The 19,040-nt window shown below is 56.7% G+C and carries 16 protein-coding genes; 13 read left to right on the top strand and 3 right to left on the bottom strand.

The features are described from left to right. Positions 1-301: 301 nt before the first annotated feature. The 6 genes from RS75_RS21925 to RS75_RS21900 all read left to right on the top strand — a co-directional run bounded on the left by RS75_RS21925 (position 302) and on the right by RS75_RS21900 (position 7,713). Positions 302-904, top strand: a complete 603-nt coding sequence (locus RS75_RS21925; RefSeq protein WP_045024444.1) for a DUF1419 domain-containing protein — start codon at positions 302-304, stop codon at positions 902-904. 12 nt (positions 905-916) lie between these two features. Next, positions 917-1,315, top strand: a complete 399-nt coding sequence (locus RS75_RS21920) for a DUF3085 domain-containing protein (protein WP_045024442.1) — start codon at positions 917-919, stop codon at positions 1,313-1,315. A 102-nt stretch (positions 1,316-1,417) separates the two neighbouring features. Then, on the top strand, positions 1,418-6,517 hold the full coding sequence (locus tag RS75_RS21915; protein ID WP_045024440.1) for a lactate dehydrogenase: 5,100 nt from the start codon (positions 1,418-1,420) through the stop codon (positions 6,515-6,517). A 141-nt stretch (positions 6,518-6,658) separates the two neighbouring features. Further along, complete coding sequence (locus RS75_RS21910; RefSeq protein WP_045024438.1) at positions 6,659-6,961, top strand: integration host factor subunit beta; 303 nt, start codon at positions 6,659-6,661, stop codon at positions 6,959-6,961. A 3-nt stretch (positions 6,962-6,964) separates the two neighbouring features. Further along, positions 6,965-7,396, top strand: coding sequence for a hypothetical protein (locus RS75_RS21905; RefSeq protein ID WP_045024436.1), 432 nt, complete (start codon positions 6,965-6,967; stop codon positions 7,394-7,396). Positions 7,397-7,410: 14 nt separating this feature from the next. After that, entirely contained in the window at positions 7,411-7,713 is a 303-nt protein-coding gene (locus RS75_RS21900) for a cold-shock protein (protein WP_045024434.1), read from the top strand. A gap of 256 nt (positions 7,714-7,969) precedes the next feature. Here RS75_RS21900 and purE read toward each other — a convergent pair whose 3' ends face one another. Beyond that, a complete protein-coding gene (purE, locus tag RS75_RS21895; RefSeq protein WP_084687153.1) occupies positions 7,970-8,473 on the bottom strand; it encodes a 5-(carboxyamino)imidazole ribonucleotide mutase in 504 nt (167 codons plus the stop codon). Positions 8,474-8,818: 345 nt separating this feature from the next. Here purE and RS75_RS21890 point away from each other — a divergent pair, with 345 nt between their 5' ends. The 5 genes from RS75_RS21890 (at position 8,819) to RS75_RS21870 (ending at position 14,523) form a co-directional block, all read left to right on the top strand. Beyond that, positions 8,819-9,610, top strand: coding sequence for a nucleoside/nucleotide kinase family protein (locus tag RS75_RS21890; protein WP_045024432.1), 792 nt, complete (start codon positions 8,819-8,821; stop codon positions 9,608-9,610). Continuing rightward, positions 9,611-10,207, top strand: a complete 597-nt coding sequence (locus RS75_RS21885) for a phosphoribosyltransferase family protein (RefSeq protein WP_052679726.1) — start codon at positions 9,611-9,613, stop codon at positions 10,205-10,207. 438 nt (positions 10,208-10,645) lie between these two features. Continuing rightward, positions 10,646-11,635, top strand: a complete 990-nt coding sequence (locus tag RS75_RS21880; protein WP_152643177.1) for a DUF2156 domain-containing protein — start codon at positions 10,646-10,648, stop codon at positions 11,633-11,635. Positions 11,636-11,836: 201 nt separating this feature from the next. Further along, the gene (locus RS75_RS21875) at positions 11,837-13,363 is read left to right on the top strand and encodes a nucleotidyltransferase family protein (protein WP_045024430.1); all 1,527 of its coding nucleotides are present in this window, start codon (positions 11,837-11,839) and stop codon (positions 13,361-13,363) included. Beyond that, positions 13,360-14,523 (top strand): MFS transporter, encoded by a 1,164-nt coding sequence (locus tag RS75_RS21870; RefSeq protein ID WP_045024428.1) that lies wholly within the window; start codon positions 13,360-13,362, stop codon positions 14,521-14,523. Before RS75_RS21875 ends, RS75_RS21870 begins: the two co-directional genes overlap by 4 nt. Before the next feature lie 321 nt (positions 14,524-14,844). On the opposite strand, the gene RS75_RS21865 is transcribed toward RS75_RS21870, so the two are convergent. Then, positions 14,845-15,324, bottom strand: a complete 480-nt coding sequence (locus tag RS75_RS21865) for an Lrp/AsnC family transcriptional regulator (RefSeq protein WP_045024426.1) — start codon at positions 15,322-15,324, stop codon at positions 14,845-14,847. 60 nt (positions 15,325-15,384) lie between these two features. On the opposite strand from RS75_RS21865, the gene RS75_RS21860 reads away from it, so the two are divergent. Beyond that, a complete protein-coding gene (locus RS75_RS21860) occupies positions 15,385-16,023 on the top strand; it encodes an EamA family transporter (RefSeq protein ID WP_234704314.1) in 639 nt (212 codons plus the stop codon). Positions 16,024-16,357: 334 nt separating this feature from the next. Here the strand turns inward: RS75_RS21860 and RS75_RS21855 are convergent, their stop codons facing one another. Then, positions 16,358-17,038, bottom strand: coding sequence for a GNAT family N-acetyltransferase (locus RS75_RS21855; protein ID WP_234704313.1), 681 nt, complete (start codon positions 17,036-17,038; stop codon positions 16,358-16,360). Positions 17,039-17,226: 188 nt separating this feature from the next. Between RS75_RS21855 and RS75_RS21850 the strand changes: the two genes are divergently transcribed. After that, a complete protein-coding gene (locus RS75_RS21850; RefSeq protein WP_045024424.1) occupies positions 17,227-18,990 on the top strand; it encodes a ParB/RepB/Spo0J family partition protein in 1,764 nt (587 codons plus the stop codon). Positions 18,991-19,040: the final 50 nt, after the last annotated feature.

Here is a 19,040-nt window from a genome sequence, read left to right as displayed (position 1 = left end):
CAGGGAAAAGCCACGCGGAACAAGCGTTTTTGCCTTTGAGTTCTTTCATTGGAGAAAACTATGACTGGAACGATGGTCCTGAAGGTTCATCCAGGGAAAGGAAAGAGAAAAGAAAGGGAAAGAAGCCTGCCGCATGCCCGCCGGTTGCGTCAAGGGTGAAGCTTCGCCCGGCTGTGCCGGCCCTTGACCCGCCCGGACGGAGAGGCGGCCTGACGGGAGGGGTCAGGAAGGGCTGAAGAGAAGATGGCGACCATAAGGATCCGCCGCGCTCCGGCCTGGACGAGGCTGAAGGAGCCCGATCATGACCGTCTCTCCCATCCGCAAAATTTATCAGGGGATCGCCGATCGCAGGCAGATGTTCCGTATGTTCGACCGCCACGCGCAGCGCCCGAACCGATGGCAGGGCGATGACAGCAAACTCTATAATGGCGAATGGTTCGAGCTCGGCGAGCGCGAGCACGACTACATGTTCGAGATCCTGCCGCCGCTGTGGATGCGCCGAGACATGTTCGCCATGCGCGAATTCCTGACCGGATCGATTACCAGCATCTTCTTCACATTGTCGATCAACGGGCGCATCCGCCATTTCCACGGTTATTGCGACCTGGCCGACAAAGGATCACCCGAGCGCATGCGCAACGCCATCGTCGATCGCGAAACCCGACCGGTTCGAGTGATGACGCGCGAGGAGCGGCTTGAACACATCTGGAGCAGTACGGCGGACGACTATCGCGGTTATGCCGGGGAACGTTGGCCGCTGTCTGATCGCGGCACGCGCACGGTGCTGCTCTATGGCGGCAAGGAAGGCACGTTCCTGAAGCGGCTCGATCAGCTCACGGATGCCGAGATTTCCGCGAAACTGCCTGTGCATCTGCGCTATCTGCCCGACACGATCGCAGCGTGACGGAGGCGGGCGATGTTCACCTTTTCCGTGCCGGACGTCCGCATCGTCATGATGCGCGGACGGATCGACGCCTACCGCAATGGCGGCTTTCGTAATCCCCACTATGGGCTTGATCCCGGCCACGATGAACAGCCGGGTGTCTGGCTGGTTGGCGACGAGGGTGTTTACCTGGTTTCCAACGGAAAACTTTCCGAGGGACAGCGTCCATGCGTCGTCTATGCCGAAGAGTGCGATCCGAAGACCAACCCCGACTGGTGGAACTACAAGCGCCGGCATTTCGGGGGCGATGACGGCGTGGAGTTTCTCGAGGGCGCCATGCTCGTGAAGGTCATCGCGGCAAGTCCCGACTGCACCCATCTGCAGATCACCATGGACGAAACGTCCATGTCCATCACGCCGATCCGCCGCTGACCCCGGCCCCACGGCCAAACGTCCATCAATGTTGCGACCATCGTGCTTGCCGATTTCTCCGGCGGGACGACGGCGCTCGCTTTCTTATCAGGAGAACGATCCATGTCCAACGATCCCTTCACCCTCGACATGTTCGGCAGCAGCGCGCTGTCATCGGGACTTGGTCTCGGTGTTACGACCTTCGGCAGCTTCGCGCCGGAGCCTGCCAACGACGATGATCCCGATCCCACCCCGCCAGCACCGGCGCTCCCCGTTTCCCGAAAGCCGGCTGCGCGCAAACAGGGCGACCGCACGAACTTCTATCTCGACGATGGCGAAGAGCGTGGCCTTGCCACCAGCTGGAAAGAGCGCGCGCGGATGAATGTCGCAGCCATCCTCACCGCCAACGAGATCGAGCGGAACGACGTCTCCGTCACGCGCGAGCACCAGCAACGGCTGATCCGGTTTACCGGGTTCGGGGCATCCGAGCTGGCCAACGGCATGTTCCGCCGCCCGGGCGAGGCGGATTATCGCGAGGGCTGGGACGATCTCGGCTCGTCGCTCGAAAGCGCTGTATCCGAAGCCGATTATGCCTCGCTGGCGCGTTGCACCCAATATGCACATTTCACGCCCGAGTTCATCATCCGGGCAATCTGGTCGGGCTTGCAGCGCATGGGCTGGCGCGGTGGACGTGTGCTTGAACCTGGGATCGGTACGGGTCTGTTTCCGGCGCTGATGCCGCAACAGTATCGAGACATCTCATACGTGACTGGTATCGAAGTCGATCCAGTCACCGCGCGCATCGTCAAGCTCTTACAGCCCAAGGCCCGGATCATCGCAGGTGATTTTGCGCACACGGACCTGCCGCCGATTTACGATCTGGCCATCGGTAACCCGCCCTTCTCGGACCGAACCGTGCGCTCGGACCGGCACTATCGTTCGCTTGGGCTGCGCCTGCACGACTATTTTATCGCCCGTTCGATCGATCTGCTGAAGCCCGGCGCCCTTGCCGCCTTCGTCACCAGTTCCGGCACGATGGACAAGACCGATACGTCGGCGCGCGAACATATCGCAAAGTCGGCCGACCTCATTGCTGCCATCCGCCTTCCCGAAGGCAGCTTCCGCCGGGACGCCGGCACGGACGTCGTGGTCGATCTCCTGTTCTTCCGCAAGCGCAAGGCAGGTGAACCGGAGGGTGACCAGACCTGGCTCGATGTCGATGAGGTTCGTCCGGCCACCGAGGAAGAGGGTGCGATCCGGGTCAATCGCTGGTTTGCCCACCACCCTGACTTCGTGCTCGGCACCCATGCCCTTACATCCGGCCCGTTCGGCGAGACCTATACCTGCCGCGCGCATCCCGGCGTCAATCTCGAAACCGCGCTGAACGCTGCCATCGCCCTTCTTCCGGAAGATCTTTACGACGGAGAGCCCACGGCAATCGATATCGATCTGGAAGACGAACTCGGCGAGATCATCGATCTGCTCCCGAAAGGTTCGAAGGTCCGCGAGGGCAGCTTCTTTGTCGACACCAGACACGGCCTGATGCAGATGATCGACGGCAATCCTGTCGCGGTCACCGAGCGAAAAGGGCGATCAGGCGACGGCGTGGCGGAAAAGCATGTCCGGATCATCAAAAAACTGATCCCGGTCCGCGATGCGGTGCGCGAGGTGCTGAAGGCCCAGAAGCAGGACCGGCCATGGCGCGACAACCAAGTACGTTTGCGCATCGCCTGGTCGAGTTTCGTGCGCGATTTCGGGCCGATCAACCACACGACGGTTTCGATTTCGGAAGATACCGAGACCGGTGAAGTCAAGGAGACGCATCGACGCCCGAACCTTGCACCGTTTCTGGACGACCCCGATTGCTGGCTGGTCGCCTCGATCGAGGACTACGATCTCGAAACCGACACGGCCCGTCCCGGTCCGATTTTTTCCGAGCGGGTGATCTCGCCGCCAGCCGCACCTGTCATCACCAGTGCGCCGGATGCGTTGGCGGTCGTGCTCAACGACCGTGGTCGCGTCGATGTCGATCACATCGCCGAGCTTCTCCATCGTGACCCGGCGGCCGTGACTGCTGAGCTCGGCGATGCCATCTTTCGCGATCCGGCCGATGGCTCCTGGCAGACATCGGATGCCTATCTCTCTGGCCCGGTTCGCACCAGGCTCGCTGTGGCTGAAGCGGCGGCCGAACTCGACCCTGCCTTCCAGCGCAATGTCCACGCGTTGCAGGAGGTGCAGCCTGCCGATCTCCGCCCCTCGGATATCACCGCACGCCTTGGTGCACCATGGATCCCGTCCTCTGACGTCGTCGCCTTTGTCCGCGAGATGATGGGAACTGAGATCCGCATCCATCATCTGCCGGAACTGGCCTCATGGACGGTCGAGGCACGGCAACTCCGCTACAGCGGCGCGGGAACTTCCGAATGGGGCACCAGCCGCCGTCATGCCGGCGAACTGCTCTCCGACGCCCTGAACAGCCGCGTGCCGCAGATTTTCGACACGATCAGGGATGCTGATGGCGAGCGCCGGGTGCTGAATGTCGTTGACACCGAAGCTGCCCGCGACAAACTGCAGAAGATAAAGCGGTCATTCCAGGAGTGGGTCTGGACCGACCCAGACCGGGCCGACCGGCTGGCGCGTGATTACAACGATCGCTTCAACAACATCGCGCCACGAGCCTTCGACGGCTCCCATCTGCAGCTTCCCGGCGCCTCAGGCGCCTTTTCTTTGTATGGCCACCAGAAGCGCGGCATCTGGCGGATCATCTCGGCAGGTTCGACCTATCTTGCCCATGCGGTCGGCGCCGGCAAGACCATGACCGTGGCGGCGGCCATCATGGAGCAGAAGCGGCTTGGACTGATCGCCAAGGCGATGCTTGTCGTTCCCGGCCATTGCCTGGCGCAGGCGGCACGCGAATTTCTTGCCCTCTATCCTGCCGCCAACATTCTCGTTGCCGACGAGACCAACTTTACCAAGGACAAGCGCGCCCGGTTCCTCAGCCGAGCAGCGACGGCGGTCTGGGATGCGATCATCATCACCCATGCGGCGTTCAGGTTCATCGGCGTACCCGCGGCCTTCGAACAACAGATGATCCATGACGAGTTGCAGCTCTATGAGGATCTGCTGACCAAGATCGAAAGCGATGACCGGGTGTCGCGCAAGCGGCTGGAGCGGCTGAAGGAGGGATTGCAGGAGCGGCTGGAGGCGCTTGCCACGCGCAAGGACGATCTTCTGACCATCTCTGAAATCGGCATCGACCAGATCGTTGTTGATGAGGCGCAGGAGTTTCGCAAGCTCTCCTTCGCCACCAACATGAGCACCTTGAAGGGCATCGATCCAAACGGTTCGCAGAAGGCCTGGGACCTTTATGTGAAGTCCCGCTATATCGAGACGAAGAATCCCGGTCGCGCGCTGGTTCTGGCCTCCGGCACGCCGATCACCAATACGCTCGGCGAGATGTTCTCGATCCAGCGGCTGCTCGGCCATGAGGCCCTGCGCGAGCGCGGGCTGCATGAGTTCGATGCCTGGGCCTCGAACTTCGGTGACGAGAAGACGGAACTCGAGCTTCAGCCGTCGGGCAAATACAAGCCGGTCAGCCGCTTCTCGTCCTTCGTCAACGTGCCGGAACTGATTGCCATGTTCCGCGCCTTTGCCGACGTGGTGATGCCGGAGGATTTGAGGCAATACGTTAGGGTGCCAGAGATCGCCACGGGCAAGCGGCAGATAGTGACCGCCGCGCCGACGCCGGCGTTCAGGACCTACCAGCGGATCCTCGAAACCCGCATCAAGGCGATAGAGGAGCGTGACCGGCCACCTGAACCGGGTGACGATATTCTGCTGTCGGTCATCACCGACGGTCGTCACGCAGCGATCGACCTGCGGCTGGTGATGCCGGCAATGGACGACGAGCCGGACAACAAGCTCAATCTCCTCGTACGCAACGCCTACCGGATCTGGCAAGAGACGTCGCAAAACGAGTATATTCGTTCGGATGGCAAGTCCTATGATCTGCCGGGCGCTGCACAGATGATCTTCTCCGATCTGGGTACGATCAATGTCGAGAAGAGCAGGGGGTTCTCCGCCTACAGATGGATCCGCGACGAACTGATCCGCTTGGGCGTGCCGGCTTCGGAAATCGCCTTTATGCAGGACTTCAAAAAAACCGAGGCCAAGCAGCGGCTGTTCGGTGATGTACGCGCCGGAAAGGTTCTCTTCCTGATCGGATCGTCGGAGACCATGGGCACCGGCGTCAATGCGCAAGCGCGCCTGAAAGCGCTTCATCATCTCGATGTGCCGTGGTTGCCGTCGCAGATCGAGCAGCGGGAGGGCCGGATCGTCCGTCAGGGCAATCAACATGAAGAAGTCGAGATCTACGCCTATGCCACGCAAGGGTCGCTCGACGCGACCATGTGGCAGCAGAACGAACGCAAGGCCCGCTTTATCGCCGCGGCACTTTCCGGCGATACGTCGATCCGTCGGCTGGAGGACCTGAACGAGGGTCAGGCCAATCAGTTCGCCATGGCAAAGGCAATCGCCTCGGGTGACCAGCGACTGATGCAGAAAGCCGGGCTTGAGGCCGACATCGCCCGGCTCGAACGATTGCGTGCCGCCCATGACGACGATCTCTTCGCTGTGCGCCGGCAGATCCGCGACGCCGAACGCGAGATCGAAACCGTCACACGGCGCCTTGGCGAGATCGCGGTGGATATCGAGCGGCTTGTGCCGACCTCAGGCGATGCCTTTACCATCACCGTGGCAGGCAAGCCGTTCGCGGAGCGCAAGGATGCGGGGAGGGCGCTGATGAAGGAAATCCTCGCCCTTGTCCAGTTCCGGCACGAAGGGGAGGCTCACATCGCTTCCATCGGTGGCTTCGATCTCGTCTACGATGGTGAGTCGTTCGGGCGCGGCGACAACTACCGATACCAGACCCTGCTTCAGCGCACCCGTGCCGATTACGAGATCGAACTGCCGGTCACCGTCACGCCGCTTGGCGCAATATCCCGCCTCGAGCACGCGCTGGTCGGGTTTGAAGAGGAGCGGGAGCGCTACCGCCTGCGGCTGGAAGAGTATCGCCGGAGGCTGGCCTCCTACCAGTCACGGCAAGGCGGCTCCTTTGCATTCGCAGATGAGCTGGCGGAGAAGCGCCGGGCGTTGCGAGAGGTTGAGGAGGCACTGGCAAAATCAGCCCGCGATGATACTGAGGCGGAGGAACTCGCCGCATAGCGGCCCTTCTTCCGTGAAGAAAATGGAGGCCCGCCGCAGGGAGCCAAACCGCAATGAGACATAGCCGAACTTCGACAAGGTTTGTCGTCGGGGCGGCTGTCGAAGCTTCCCAAATGCCGTGTTTCCGTTAAAAAGCGTGTCATGATTAAATCCGAGCTTGTTGATTTTGTTGCCGCGAGAAATCCATACCTCCATCGTCGCGATGCGGAGAATGCCGTCGACGCCGTCCTCGATGAAATCACCGGGGCTCTCGAAAGGGGAGAACGCGTTGAGATCCGGGGTTTCGGCACCTTTGTCGTGCGGCATCGTCCGGCGCGCTCAGGTCGCAATCCCCTCAACGGCAACGCGGTTTTCGTCGAGGAAAAATGGGTGCCGTTCTTTCGTGCCGGCAAGGAGATCAGGGATCGTCTGAATATGGCTGAAAAGCTGCTTGGCAAGGAGTAATCGTTGATCGAATATTCGAGACACGTGTTCTGCGATGCCCTTCCGCAAGATGTTCGTGAGACGGTCGAGATGATGGCGCAGGAATTTCTACCGGAAACCTGGCCCGTCCGGTTTGTCGCGCTGCTCTCGATGCTGGAGGACATGACAGGCAAGGTCGAAGAGGCTCACCGGCCTTATGTGGTCAACAACTGGGTGGCCATCGTCAGCGGCCTGCTCGAACACCTGCCACGTGATCTGGCCTCGCCGGAGTGCCTTGCCCTGATGCGTCACAGTGTGCTTGACCGTTTCCGGCAAAGCGCCATTCGACAATCGCCGGACGTGGAGCGGCAGAACGAATTCCTGCGGCGTGAATATCCGCAATGGTGGATCGCCGAAGACCTGCTCCGCGATTATGAAATGTGGGCCGCGAAACAATCGCAGATAAAGCCCAACTAGCAGCGGAGAAATGTATGCCGACAGGCAAGGTCAAGTGGTTCAATGCCACCAAACGGTTTGGCTTCATTGCGCCGGATGATGGAGGCCCGGACGTCTTCCTGCATCTGAGTAACATAGTGGATCCGGCGTGCCCCACGCTTCAACCCGGTCTGCGGCTTCACTACGGTGTCGAGCACAGGGGCGGCAAGGTCACGGCGAAAGACGTGCGCCCTGCGCCGGTTGAAAAGGCGGTGCATCACGCACCCGTCACACCGCCTCAAGGCGAGGAGGAGTTCAGCGACGCGTTTGAGCGGGAATGGGGCCTGCGGCGGCGATAACACGGGTCCAGAACGCACCCAGCCAATCGCGGGTTATTCAGAAAAGTCCTGATTTGCAACGATGCGTGAGTGACTGGCATAAAAGAGGACATCGCGTTGATTTCCCGCTGACCAACGGTTAGCTCTGCATTCGACCGGTGAGGTATGTTCCATCATCGCGTCGTCCACCCTCTTGCCGATCAGACGTAAATGCGGGCGCGCATCAAGGTTCGGCGGCCTTTTCCCCTATAAGCAACGCCTTCCAATCTGGCATGTTTTAGGTTGTCTCATCTTCGACCGCCTCGGGTACAGCTTCTGCCAAAGCAAGACGCGCCAAATTTAATCGCTGGGCCAGATCGACATCCGCCAATGCCAAGATTTTGGCCGCGAAAATTCCGGCATTCGTCGCTCCTGCTTCACCAATAGCGCAAGTCCCGACCGGTATTCCCTTGGGCATCTGAACAATGGATAGCAATGAGTCCAACCCTTTCAGCGATCGGGATTCTATCGGTACCCCAATTACAGGAAGATCGGTTAGGGAAGCTGTCATTCCGGGCAAATGCGCTGCATAGGCTGTGCCCGCGATGATGACTTTTATCCCTCGTTCTTGTGCATCAGCGGCAAATGAAAACAGCCGCTGCGGTGTGCGATGGGCAGATACAATTCTTGTCTCATAGGGAATGCTGAAACTGTCAAGCACGTCCGTAGCATGTTTCATTGTGGGCCAATCTGAGCGGCTGCCCATAATAACGGATACGATCGGTTTAGGCACTTCTGTCATATAAATCGTCTCCTATTCCATCTGCCTTCACTACGAGCTGGATTTCCCTCTATCAAGCCCACCACAGGCCGCCCTTTTATCGTTTTAGAAAAATCAAATCTTGACACAAGATATGGGTAGCTACTTCAGGTAGTGAACGAGAGGCAAAGTTTTTCGAGATTGTCTCGTTAGTATACGAGATATCTCCTTCTGCTCGGACATCACGAAAATAAAAATTGTAGAATAAAATTCGATATATGAATGTGATTTTGACAAAATATAATCTTCGGCTGGCTTCATAAAATTGTCACATTGACTTTCACGCATAGCGATAGTCTACTATTTTTATAGACAATAGGTGATCACATGGCTTCCGATAGTTTTCTTCTCAAGCAGCGGCACGATCAACAACGGCGATATCCATGGCAACTCTCTGTCAGCACCCTTGAAGAAGACTACGCGCCAGCCTGGAATCTCAAGATACCATTCAGCGAATTGCAATTTCGCGGCCGGCTGATCGTCTTTGAAGGGATTGATGGTAGTGGCAAGTCGACGAGCTTGCAGTCTGCGCACGACTATCTCGAAAACAGTGGCATCGCGGTCGAAAAGCTCGACCTGCTTTCCCCATTTTGCCGGCAGTTGCCTTATTTCAGGTCATATGCGGACGATACCTCAGCCGCTTTTGATGGAACCGTCGATCAGCCTGCATTAGGACTGGTGTGCCTTGCTGATCGTCTACAGAGATTCCGATCACATTACTTCCGACTGCTTCGGGACGGCGTTTGGTTGATCTGCGACCGCTACGCCATAACGCCAATAGCCGAGGCCGCAGCACTTGGCGCAAATGCTGACGATTTGGCCACAATGGTCAAGGTCGCCTCACGTTTACCGAGACCTGCTATCGGGTTCCATACCACTGCGCCTGAGAATGTCGTTCTCGATAGGATACGAGCTCGCCCAAAAGACAAGGGAAAAATCCTTGATCCTCGTTTCTATCGCCGCGCGATTCAATCGTTTGCGAGAACGAGTGTGGATAACGACTTCATAACAATTGATTCGACGTTGGGGCAAGACACCGCAAATTCGCAAATATTCTCGGCGATCGACGCTGTGATAACACAATACAAACGCGAAATATTAATCGAAAAGGAGGTTTAGATGCCTGAAAAAATAGCTATTTTTTCTGAAGAAACTGAGGCGGGCCTTGAGGAAAAGAAGCAGATAGCCGCAGCTTTGCTCGATAAACACAAGATTCTATTCGACGATTTCCCGCATAAAGGAATCAGATACCTCGATTTTTATCGTACTTTTGACAAAAATCCAAACGTAAGGAATGCGGTGATCGAATGCCTTCAGGGACGATATGAAGGAAGCAAGATCGATGCCGTCGCAGGGATCGGTGCCGGTGGTTTCGGTCTTGGCGCAACGCTTGCTTACGTATTGAACGTTCCGTTTCATCCAATCCGCAAGGCCAGCGACACAGTCTACGATGCGTCGGAGGCCTCCGTCGGAATGGTTTACGCCGAGCGCAAGCTGACATTGGCAAATGATGTCGTTGAGCGAGGCTCGAGGGTTGTTCTCATTGATGACACGGTCGCAACAGGCGGTACGTCTCTGGGTGCGCTGAGCCTTCTCAAAAACGCAGGAGCGACAGTTGTGGAAGTCGCGACCCTTTTTGAAACGATCTCCAAAAATGGTCGCAAAGCCCTGTCTCCAACACCCCTCTTTGCGATTCTCAGCCGAGACGTATTTTAATGGTGGATGTTTCAAACGCTCGGCATTTTGTCGGAGACCACTTTGAAGCAGAGTTTGCTCCAGGATCTGTCTTCGTGGGGCTAGATAGTTATCGCCTAGAGAACGTTCTAGGACACTCGCTTAGGTGGGTGAGCTATACGCTTACCTCAAATAGCCCACCGCCCAACGACCGATGGTGGCTGGTATATTTGCCGGATGGAAATCGCTACGCGTTCACTCATTCGAAATCCAACCCGCTAGAGCTCTCTCCCTATTTTCCCCTGACCGGATTGGTGCAACTGGCCAGTGAGGGAGATGCAACGCTCTCTGGTAGCGTCGGATCGCTCCATATGTTTCGCGATGAGGACAACCACTTTCATTGCGTCGAACTATTCAACGACGGGGCCCTCCCGCTGACAATGTACGGGAAACCGTTGTAGATTTCATGGGATTACGCGAATGGACAGCCTTAGTAGACCTTTAGACTATCCCAGTTTACGAAAACTTTTCGTCAGCATTGGCGCTTTCCATCAAGATTCATATTCAATTGCTCCGCTATATTATAAACTTACAGGACGGAGAGGAGCCATTGTTTATGCATCGGATAAAAGTTGCTTCGTGCAAAGCAAGCATCCCCACAGCGAAGACTGCATTCTGATTTTCCCGGAAATTGGTCTGCATGCGGACTATGCCCTTACCGCAAGTATTCTCCCCGATTTGGTAGGGAAGCAGAACGAGATTCGCCTTGCTCGCTATACGGCGGCGGATTTGGAGAAGCTTGAACAAACACTGGACGCATCAGGAAGTGATATATCCGTTGCGATTATCAACGAGGAAGAACTCGACTGGAAATACCCTGTTCGGGTCCTCGGAACCCAAAAAGTCGCAGCGTTGGTCGGGCGGCAGTTCGCCAAGATAAGAAACAAATGCCGTAGAGCTGGAACGGATATCGAGGCGACCAGCATCGATGAAATGAGCGATCTAGCACCGTTCCGAGCGACGCTTCGCTTCTGGGAAGGCACGATGATCCTTGATCGCAAGGACACGCCCGAGATGACACAATTCTACGAGCACCTGTTTAGAATATTGTCGACCCCGATTCCAGAAGTTGGTGGGCTTGTTTTCTTCAAAAGTGCTCGACCCGTTGGCTTCACAATATGGGAAAATATCGGGGCGGGTGTTGCAAACCTGTATGTGAACCTCTGCGACACGACCATCACGGGCCTGTCCGACTTCCAATTGGTGTCTACATGCCAAAGGCTTCATGAGCAAGGTATCGAAGCACTGAACATGGGAGGATCTGAACTTCCGTCTCTTGACGAATTCAAGAGTAAATTCGATCCAATTGCCACGATAGATCTTTACTCCGCGCGGATATCTCAGCGTCGAAAGTCAAAGCCAAGTATCGCCATCTCCGCTATCACAGATGGGTCCGACTATGTTATTTGATCGGTTGCCAAACGTCTGTCGTCACCTTACCCGAAATTTTGAAGCCGCTTTCGCCATTTCGTTGCCCTGGCAGGGACGTCCGTCAGTAACCGCCTCACTTCGTCTGGTTGAGATCGCTTTCGTCAAAGGTTTCGAAAAACACGGGGAACCTCTCCCAGTTGATGAGGGGCGAGACGCAGACAGTGTATCGGAGGCCCAGCAGTGACAAATTGGACGTCGGAAACAGATGTCATCCTTGGAGATCTGGAGTCTGAGCCGCTCCTCAACATTCTCAGATGGGCGAGTGGAACCCTAACTTTTGATGCTATTGCAGGGATCGCACCTGCGGCTGTTGCGGAATATCTCAGGCAACATCGTATCACCGGGCTTGGGCTCCATGCAATCGAGCGGGTCCCCAGCGGACGCGATGCCTCGCTTTTGAAAAGCATATTGCGTGAGGAGTTCCGGGCGATCCAAGTACAGGTCCGCTCCCGAAACGAGTTACTGGCCGAGTTGTCGAATGTGGTCAGCCAAAGCTTTATCGTTTTAAAAGGAAACACTGTTTCGCGCCTCAGCGGTGACAAGTATCTCGAACGCTTTTCATGGGACGTTGATCTTATCGCAGACGTCCCGGCGACCGCTGGGGCTGAACTGATAAAGTTCGGGAGCGAAGAGACTTATCTTCCGGCCACCCACGAGGAGATAAACATTCGCTTTCGCGGGCAAGACATTGACATCCACCGACACTTCCCGATTTTCCGTGCTGAACGTCCCCGCCATATGTCCAGTGGTAGCACAAAAGATGTCTGGTCCGAGGTGGGTGAGCAGGCTTTGCCATACCAATTGCTTGCGGCGGAAACTATTTCGTGGAAACCGAGCGCGTCCACGTCTACGCTGCAACTTTCGGCCACATACGCCGCTTTCATCACCCTCCAGCACATCTTTATTGATTATATACGGCTTTATCCGCCCATATTACGGTTCCGGCCCCGAGTGAGAGCGTTTGAGCTGATTGAGCTTGAAAGGCTGATTTCTCTCCCATCTTTTGACCGTCAGCAATTCCAAAAACTGCTCGTTCAATTCGACTGCCTCGATTACTATACACGTATCATCAACCTGCACCGATCTACGTTTGCCGACGCAGCCCGAACCAATACCTTACTTCTAACAGAAAAAGATCCCATTCTGGAGGAAGCCGGGGACTGGTCTGAAGATTTCTTCGTTGCACTGGGTCTGAGGCGCCGTCTTACCGTGGCGACCGCCGATATAGTAACAAGGCCGTTTTCGTTGGTAGAGGCCATAGATCGCTCCAGTTTGCGCACCATTTCCCTCAATACTCCGCAAGTCCTTGCGCTCGGCACTGATAACGAACGATCATTTAAGACAAGGTGGAAAGGCAAAAAATTTCATGTCCGGATGTCTAGTTTTGCCCATATTGACAATTTGAAGATAACTCTTCATTTCGAGAAGAAGCATATTGCTCAGCCGGATGTATGGGTAAACTTCGATAAAAACTACTTCCGGAGTTATATAGATCCTAGGCACACCACATCACGCAACAGAAACGACAGTTACGATCTTTCAGGTTCGATTCAAATAACGGATGTCGCCGAGCGTTGGCAGGTCGATCTAGACATCAAATATCCAGAACAAAGTGAGCATTCGCATCTTATCACAGTTTTGATAAGAGACGCCGCAGGTGGCGCCAATGGCGTCTACGCTGAGGTGGTGGGGACGTTTAAAAATTGACATCCCTCCTTTACGCGGCCCATAAATGCCTGAGAAGCGCTCTGTTTCACGGAGCCCTCGCCGTCGCCTATTATCAGAGCTTGGGTTTCTCTCCGCAGGAAATCGCGTTGCTGAGCTCGATATACTGGACGACCTTTTCACTTCTTCAGCTTCCTTCGGGCGGTTTTGCGGATCACTTCGGTCCAAAAATATCGTTGGTTGCCGGTGGATTGGTTGTTTCGACAGCCTACCTCATCGAGGCATCTTCCATGCATATCGTTTGGTTTATGCTTTCGGCCGTAATGCAGGGAGTGGGGCAAAGCGTGATTGCCGGATCAGATTCAACGATGATTTTCTCTGTTCTGAAGCATGAGGGGATGGAAAGCCGGTACAGCGAATACGAATCCAAGGCTTGGACTGGCAGACATCTGGGCCTGCTTCTGGGCTTACTGGGAGGAGCAGCAATTTCGACCGTGTTCGGTTTTCGAGCAGTTTTCATCGCGAGCGCTTGCGCCATGGTTTTCGGCTCGCTGATGCCGTTGGCAATAATGAGATTTGGCTGGGACACTCTGAGCCGAAACAAGAAGGTCAAATCTGACAATATTTCCCTAAGACATTTTCAACTTGTACCCCGAAGCATATTGTCACGATTTTGCCTAGTATATGCCTTTGACGCCGTTCTCCCAATATTATTTCAGATGACTCTCATACATTTGGGAGTTAATCCCGGTGTCGTTAGCGCATTGTTTGCGGCGATATTGATCTCGTCTCTGATGGGATACTATCTGTCATTGGCAACGCGAAAACTTGAGCTAAGCAGGTCCTTCGAGATATTCACCCTAATCAATGGGGCGGGTATGGCTCTTGTCTCACTCGGCTTGTGGCTTAGCACCTCTCTCTCTACCAGCATTGTCTTACTGGGTTTCTCATTACTCGGCCTTACGAAAGGAGCTTACTCACCCCCTTTCACCGCGAAAATCCTAGAAAGACACGGTGGAGAAAATTCCGCTAAGTCCTTATCTCTACTTTATTTTATAGGTGGCTTGGCAGCAGCTGGAACCATCTATTCGGCAGTGAGCTTGGCTGGATTCACGTCCTTAACGAGCCTGTGTATGTTTCTCGCTGTTGCCGCCTTCGGATCTGCCTTTTTTTCACATTTTGCTCACCTAGGCCGCGGTTAGTTCAAAGTAGTTACAACTTTAGTTCGAGGCCACCTTCCGATGTGGTCGTGGGAGCAGTGTGTCAGCGGCGCCCCTGAAGCAGTAGCTTAATGCTAGAGTGGCTTTAAACAAGGTTTTTCATAGCGTCGTCGTGTGCAGAGTTTCCGCGTCTTTAGGTAATCTTCGTCGCATATCTGAAATGCCTCGGAACCAGCCGTTTCGCAAGTAAGACAGACAACTAAGCGGGTGACGCCTGATACCCTACGCCGCATTTCCCGATAAACCGTGGAGCGCCCAAGACCGAGTTGTTTCGCCGCCGCGGATATGCGAACCTGATTTTTGCTACAGGGGCGGCAAACGTCGTTTTACAGACGTTCCCTTGATGACGGCGGTACTGGTGACGGCGTGCTCGGAGAGCGCTTCAAGAACATCGTCCATCTGCTCGATCGTATGGACCACGAGGCGGGCAAGGAATGGATCGTCTCCGGTGATCTTGTCGCATTCGACAAATTCCGGGCGCTCTTGAATGAGCCGTTCGACGAGGTGGAGTTTGCCGGGCAGCGGCCGGATTCGCACCATCGCCCTGATCTGATAACCAATGGCGCGCGTGTCCACATCTACGGTAAAGCCCCGGATGACGCCTGTTGCTTCCAGCCGGCGAACCCGCTCCGATACACTCGGCGCGGACATGCCGACAAGGCGGGCAAGTTCGCTCATCGACAAACGGGCATCCGAATCCAACGCTACCAGGATCTTTGCGTCCGTTGCATCCAGCGTTGATTTTCCGCCTCGAAGGTTGAGAGGCACTTTTGCTTTCGACATGATAGGCAATCTATCCGCATACCCCTTGCCATTCCATATAAATCCGGCCGACCGCATTGCATGATGACTCAACAGGAGAAAATCATGCTGCTTGGGATTATCGCCGGCCTCACCACTTGCGCCTTATGGGGGCTGACCTTTGTTGCGCCGCGCGCGGTCGCTCCGTTCACGACATGGGATTTGACGATTGCCCGCTATGGCATCTTCGGCCTGGCCTGCCTGCTGCTGATGGCTGATCGACGGTTCCGCCCTGCCGGCATTGCTCGCTCACGGCTCCTGATCGGTTTGCTCCTCGGTGGGGCTGGATATGTCGGATACTTCATCAGTGTGGCCTTTGCCGTTCAACTCGCCGGCGCAGCCGTGCCGCCAGTCATCATCGGTACCATGCCGGTGTTTCTGGCCGTCATCGCCAATGCTCGAGACCGGTCCGCACCATGGAAGGCGCTCGCGCTTCCCCTGGCACTGATCGCAATCGGCGTGGCGATTGTGAACGCTGCGACGATCAGCACGGCCGACGTTGGGGATAAGTCATCGATCTTACTCGGAGTTCTCGCCAGTTCGGCGGCGTTGGCGATCTGGATCGCCTATGGTCTGGCGAATGCGGCTGTCATGCGATCGGCAGACGCACCGGACGGACTGCAATGGACAGGGTTACAGGGAATCGGTGCGGCGATCGGAAGTCTACTCCTGTTACCATAAGCTTCGTTCGATCTCGCGGACACGGCATCCGCTTCGGAAACCGCTCGCTTTATCGTATGGGCGCTGGTGATGGGGCTGGCTGGCTCATGGTTTGCAACCTGGTGCTGGGTGGTCGCTTCCCGTCGTCTGCCGCTGGCGCTCGCGGCCCAGCTCATTGTAGCTGAAACGATCTTTGGTCTCGCCTACGGCTTCATGTTTGAGGGCCGTTTCCCAATCCCTGCCGAAGCAATCGGGGCGTCTATGCAGTTTGGCGGTGTTTGTTTGGCCATTTCAGTATTCAGCAAGCGGCGAACAACGACAGCGGCGAGAACATCCTGACATTTACGAAAGTGCTTCAAGCGGTTGGTGCCAGGTCCTTTTCATAGCGATGGGTAGACACCATAAACTTCATATCTACGGTTTTTGGTGTCCAAAGGACATCTACAAAAGAGTGCTTGAGACTCCGTCCCTCCCGTTGATAGAATCGTTCAGCTCGGACATCGCCCGCCGTACAGAACAGCACTGCCGTCGTTATCCCCGCGCCATGCAAAAGTCTTTCCGCGTGTGAGAGCAAGGCATGGGCTACACCGGTCCCGCGAGCGCGCGTGCTGACATAGAGCTTGACGACCTCAGCTCTCTTCACCGACAACCCGAGCACGCGATCGTCTTCGGTCGCGACATAGAACGCGTCTTGAGCCTCCTTTAGCCAAAGACTGAAATGGTCTTTGGTCCGAAACGCCAACACCTCAGAAGGCACGATGTCGGCATGTGCGTCGTGCCATCCCTGGTGCCAGAGCTGGACGATGCTCTCATGATCGATAGTTTTTGCCGGGCGGATTTCGAGCATACGCTCCCTTTCGGTAGGTTGTTGCAGGATACGGTCGCGAAACTCCGAGTTCTGCGGGCCGAAATTCCCCTGATGATTCAATGGCGGCTGTTTCAACGCAAACGTCAGGAGCAAACTGAAAGAACAAGAAGAAGCAAGGATAGAAAACCTTACTCGCAGACCGGCTGTCCCGCCACCGCTGTCGCTCAACCGCCCCCTCCTCAACCCTGCCGGTCGTTCTCGCAAGGCTTCGCCCCGCTCGCCCTGACGGGCAGGGCCGCTCGGGCGCAGTTGCGCCGGTCCGTCCGCTCTGCGGTCCGGGAAGTGTCTTCGGAAAGAACTGAAGACAGGAAGGGGTGGCGATCCGCTTGCCCCGAAACCCGGAAGGAGCAAATCCCATGCAGATCCTCAAACTCGATCCACGCGCGCTGAAGAACAATCCCGACGACGCGCGCCGCTCGAAATCGTCACCGCAGGCCGATGCGCTGCTGCTAGCGACGGTCAAGGCCGTTGGCATTATCCAGCCGCCGATCGTCGCGCCTGAAACCGACGGCGGAAATGGCTATATCATTCAGGCGGGTCACCGGCGTGTCGCGCAAGCCATTGCCGCCGGTCTTGAGGAAATTGACGTGATCGTCCGAGAGGCGGCCAACGACAACGGCGCCATGCGCTCCATGGTCGAGAACATCGCCCGTGAACCGCTCAATCCTATCGATCAGTGGCGCGGCATAGAACGGCTTGTTGCCCTCGGCTGGACCGAGGAAGCGATTGGCGTGGCGCTCGCGCTGCCGGTCCGCCAGATCCGCAAATTCAGGCTTTTGGCCAACGTTCTGCCGGCCATGCTCGACCACATGGCGCTCGGTGACATGCCGAACGAGCAGCAGCTGCGCACCATCGCCGCGGCATCGATCGAGGAACAGAAGGAGGTCTGGAAGGCCAACAAGCCCAAAAAAGCTGAGCGCGCCGACTGGTACAACATCTCGCGCGCGCTTTCCAAGACGCGGATGTTCGCGAAGGATGCGAGCTTCGGCGATGACCTGGCTCAGGCCTACGGCATCGAATGGGTCGAGGATCTGTTCGCACCGGCCGATCAGGACAGCCGCTACACGACCAATGTCGAGGCCTTCCTCGGCGCCCAGCAGGAATGGATGACGAACAACCTTCCGAAGAAGGGCGCCATCGTCGAGGTCAACAACTGGGGTCAGCCCGAGCTCCCGAAAAAGGCCGAGCGCATTTACGGCAAGCCGTCGAAGTCCGACCATATCGCCATGTATCTCGACCGCGACGGTAAGGTGCAATCGGTTGCCTTCCGCATGCCCGAGGACAAGAAGAAGGGAAAGGGTGGTGCTTCCGCCGGTAACGATGCGGCAGGAACAGTCGATGATCCGGTCATCGACGCACCGAAGCCTCGCCCGGACGTCACCCAGAAGGGCCAGGACATGATCGGCGACTTCCGCACCGATGCCCTGCACGAAGCGCTCGGCCGCGCGCCGATCGAGGACGACATGCTGATGGCGCTGCTCGTCCTTGCCTTCGCAGGACAGAACGTCTGCGTCGATTCCGGCGCCAGCGACAGCGTGTACGGGCCGAAGCGCTTCCGGCGTCATGCCGCCCAACTGCTTTCCGAAGATGGCAAGCTCGCCTTTGACATGGAGACGGTGCGTGTCGCGGCCCGCTCGATGCTGATCGACGTGCTGTCATGCCGACGCGGCATGTCGAACAGTGGTGTGGTGTCGCGCATCGCCGGAGACGCGATCGGAGCCGACAGCTTCCTGCCAAAGATGGGCTCGGAAGATTTTCTGTTGTGCCTGTCTCGGCAGGCGCTCGAGGCGGCTGCGAAGGAGGCGAACGTGCTTCCGCGCCAGAAAGTTCGGGAGACCCGTGCGGCTCTGGTCGATCACTTCAGCCAGGAACGCTTCATCCACGCTTCCGCGCTCTTTGCTCCCGACCGGCAGGACGTCCTCGATCTGATCAAACACGGCGAGGCTGTGGACGATGAGGAAGAGGCCGAAACGGAGACGGCGGATATCGAGGAAAAGCGCATCGAGGAAGAGGGTGATCCCTCCGAGGGTGAGGGCGATCTTCCCGGTACGTTTGAGGATGGTTCCGAGACCGACGAGCCGGTCGAGGATCACGACGCCTACGGGATCGCGGCGGAATAGCCGCTTCCTTTTTCTCTCCGAATGAAGTCCCGCCGCCGATGGTCACCATC

It is taken from the genome of Rhizobium nepotum 39/7, assembly GCF_000949865.1.
Lineage (GTDB): Bacteria > Pseudomonadota > Alphaproteobacteria > Rhizobiales > Rhizobiaceae > Agrobacterium > Agrobacterium nepotum.
The sequence above is the reverse complement of the archived record's forward strand: the minus strand, read 5'-3'. Positions and strand labels throughout refer to the sequence as shown.

Excerpts from the sequence above, each read along its gene's own strand:
- RS75_RS21925 (WP_045024444.1), top strand. The coding sequence starts at position 302 with ATGACCGTCTCTCCCATCCGCAAAATTTATCAGGGGATCGCCGATCGC.
- RS75_RS21920 (WP_045024442.1), top strand. The coding sequence starts at position 917 with ATGTTCACCTTTTCCGTGCCGGACGTCCGCATCGTCATGATGCGCGGA.
- RS75_RS21915 (WP_045024440.1), top strand. The coding sequence starts at position 1,418 with ATGTCCAACGATCCCTTCACCCTCGACATGTTCGGCAGCAGCGCGCTG.
- RS75_RS21910 (WP_045024438.1), top strand. The coding sequence starts at position 6,659 with ATGATTAAATCCGAGCTTGTTGATTTTGTTGCCGCGAGAAATCCATAC.
- RS75_RS21900 (WP_045024434.1), top strand. The coding sequence starts at position 7,411 with ATGCCGACAGGCAAGGTCAAGTGGTTCAATGCCACCAAACGGTTTGGC.
- purE (WP_084687153.1), bottom strand. The coding sequence starts at position 8,473 with ATGACAGAAGTGCCTAAACCGATCGTATCCGTTATTATGGGCAGCCGC.
- RS75_RS21890 (WP_045024432.1), top strand. The coding sequence starts at position 8,819 with ATGGCTTCCGATAGTTTTCTTCTCAAGCAGCGGCACGATCAACAACGG.
- RS75_RS21885 (WP_052679726.1), top strand. The coding sequence starts at position 9,611 with ATGCCTGAAAAAATAGCTATTTTTTCTGAAGAAACTGAGGCGGGCCTT.
- RS75_RS21880 (WP_152643177.1), top strand. The coding sequence starts at position 10,646 with ATGGACAGCCTTAGTAGACCTTTAGACTATCCCAGTTTACGAAAACTT.
- RS75_RS21865 (WP_045024426.1), bottom strand. The coding sequence starts at position 15,324 with ATGTCGAAAGCAAAAGTGCCTCTCAACCTTCGAGGCGGAAAATCAACG.
- RS75_RS21860 (WP_234704314.1), top strand. The coding sequence starts at position 15,385 with ATGATGACTCAACAGGAGAAAATCATGCTGCTTGGGATTATCGCCGGC.
- RS75_RS21850 (WP_045024424.1), top strand. The coding sequence starts at position 17,227 with ATGCAGATCCTCAAACTCGATCCACGCGCGCTGAAGAACAATCCCGAC.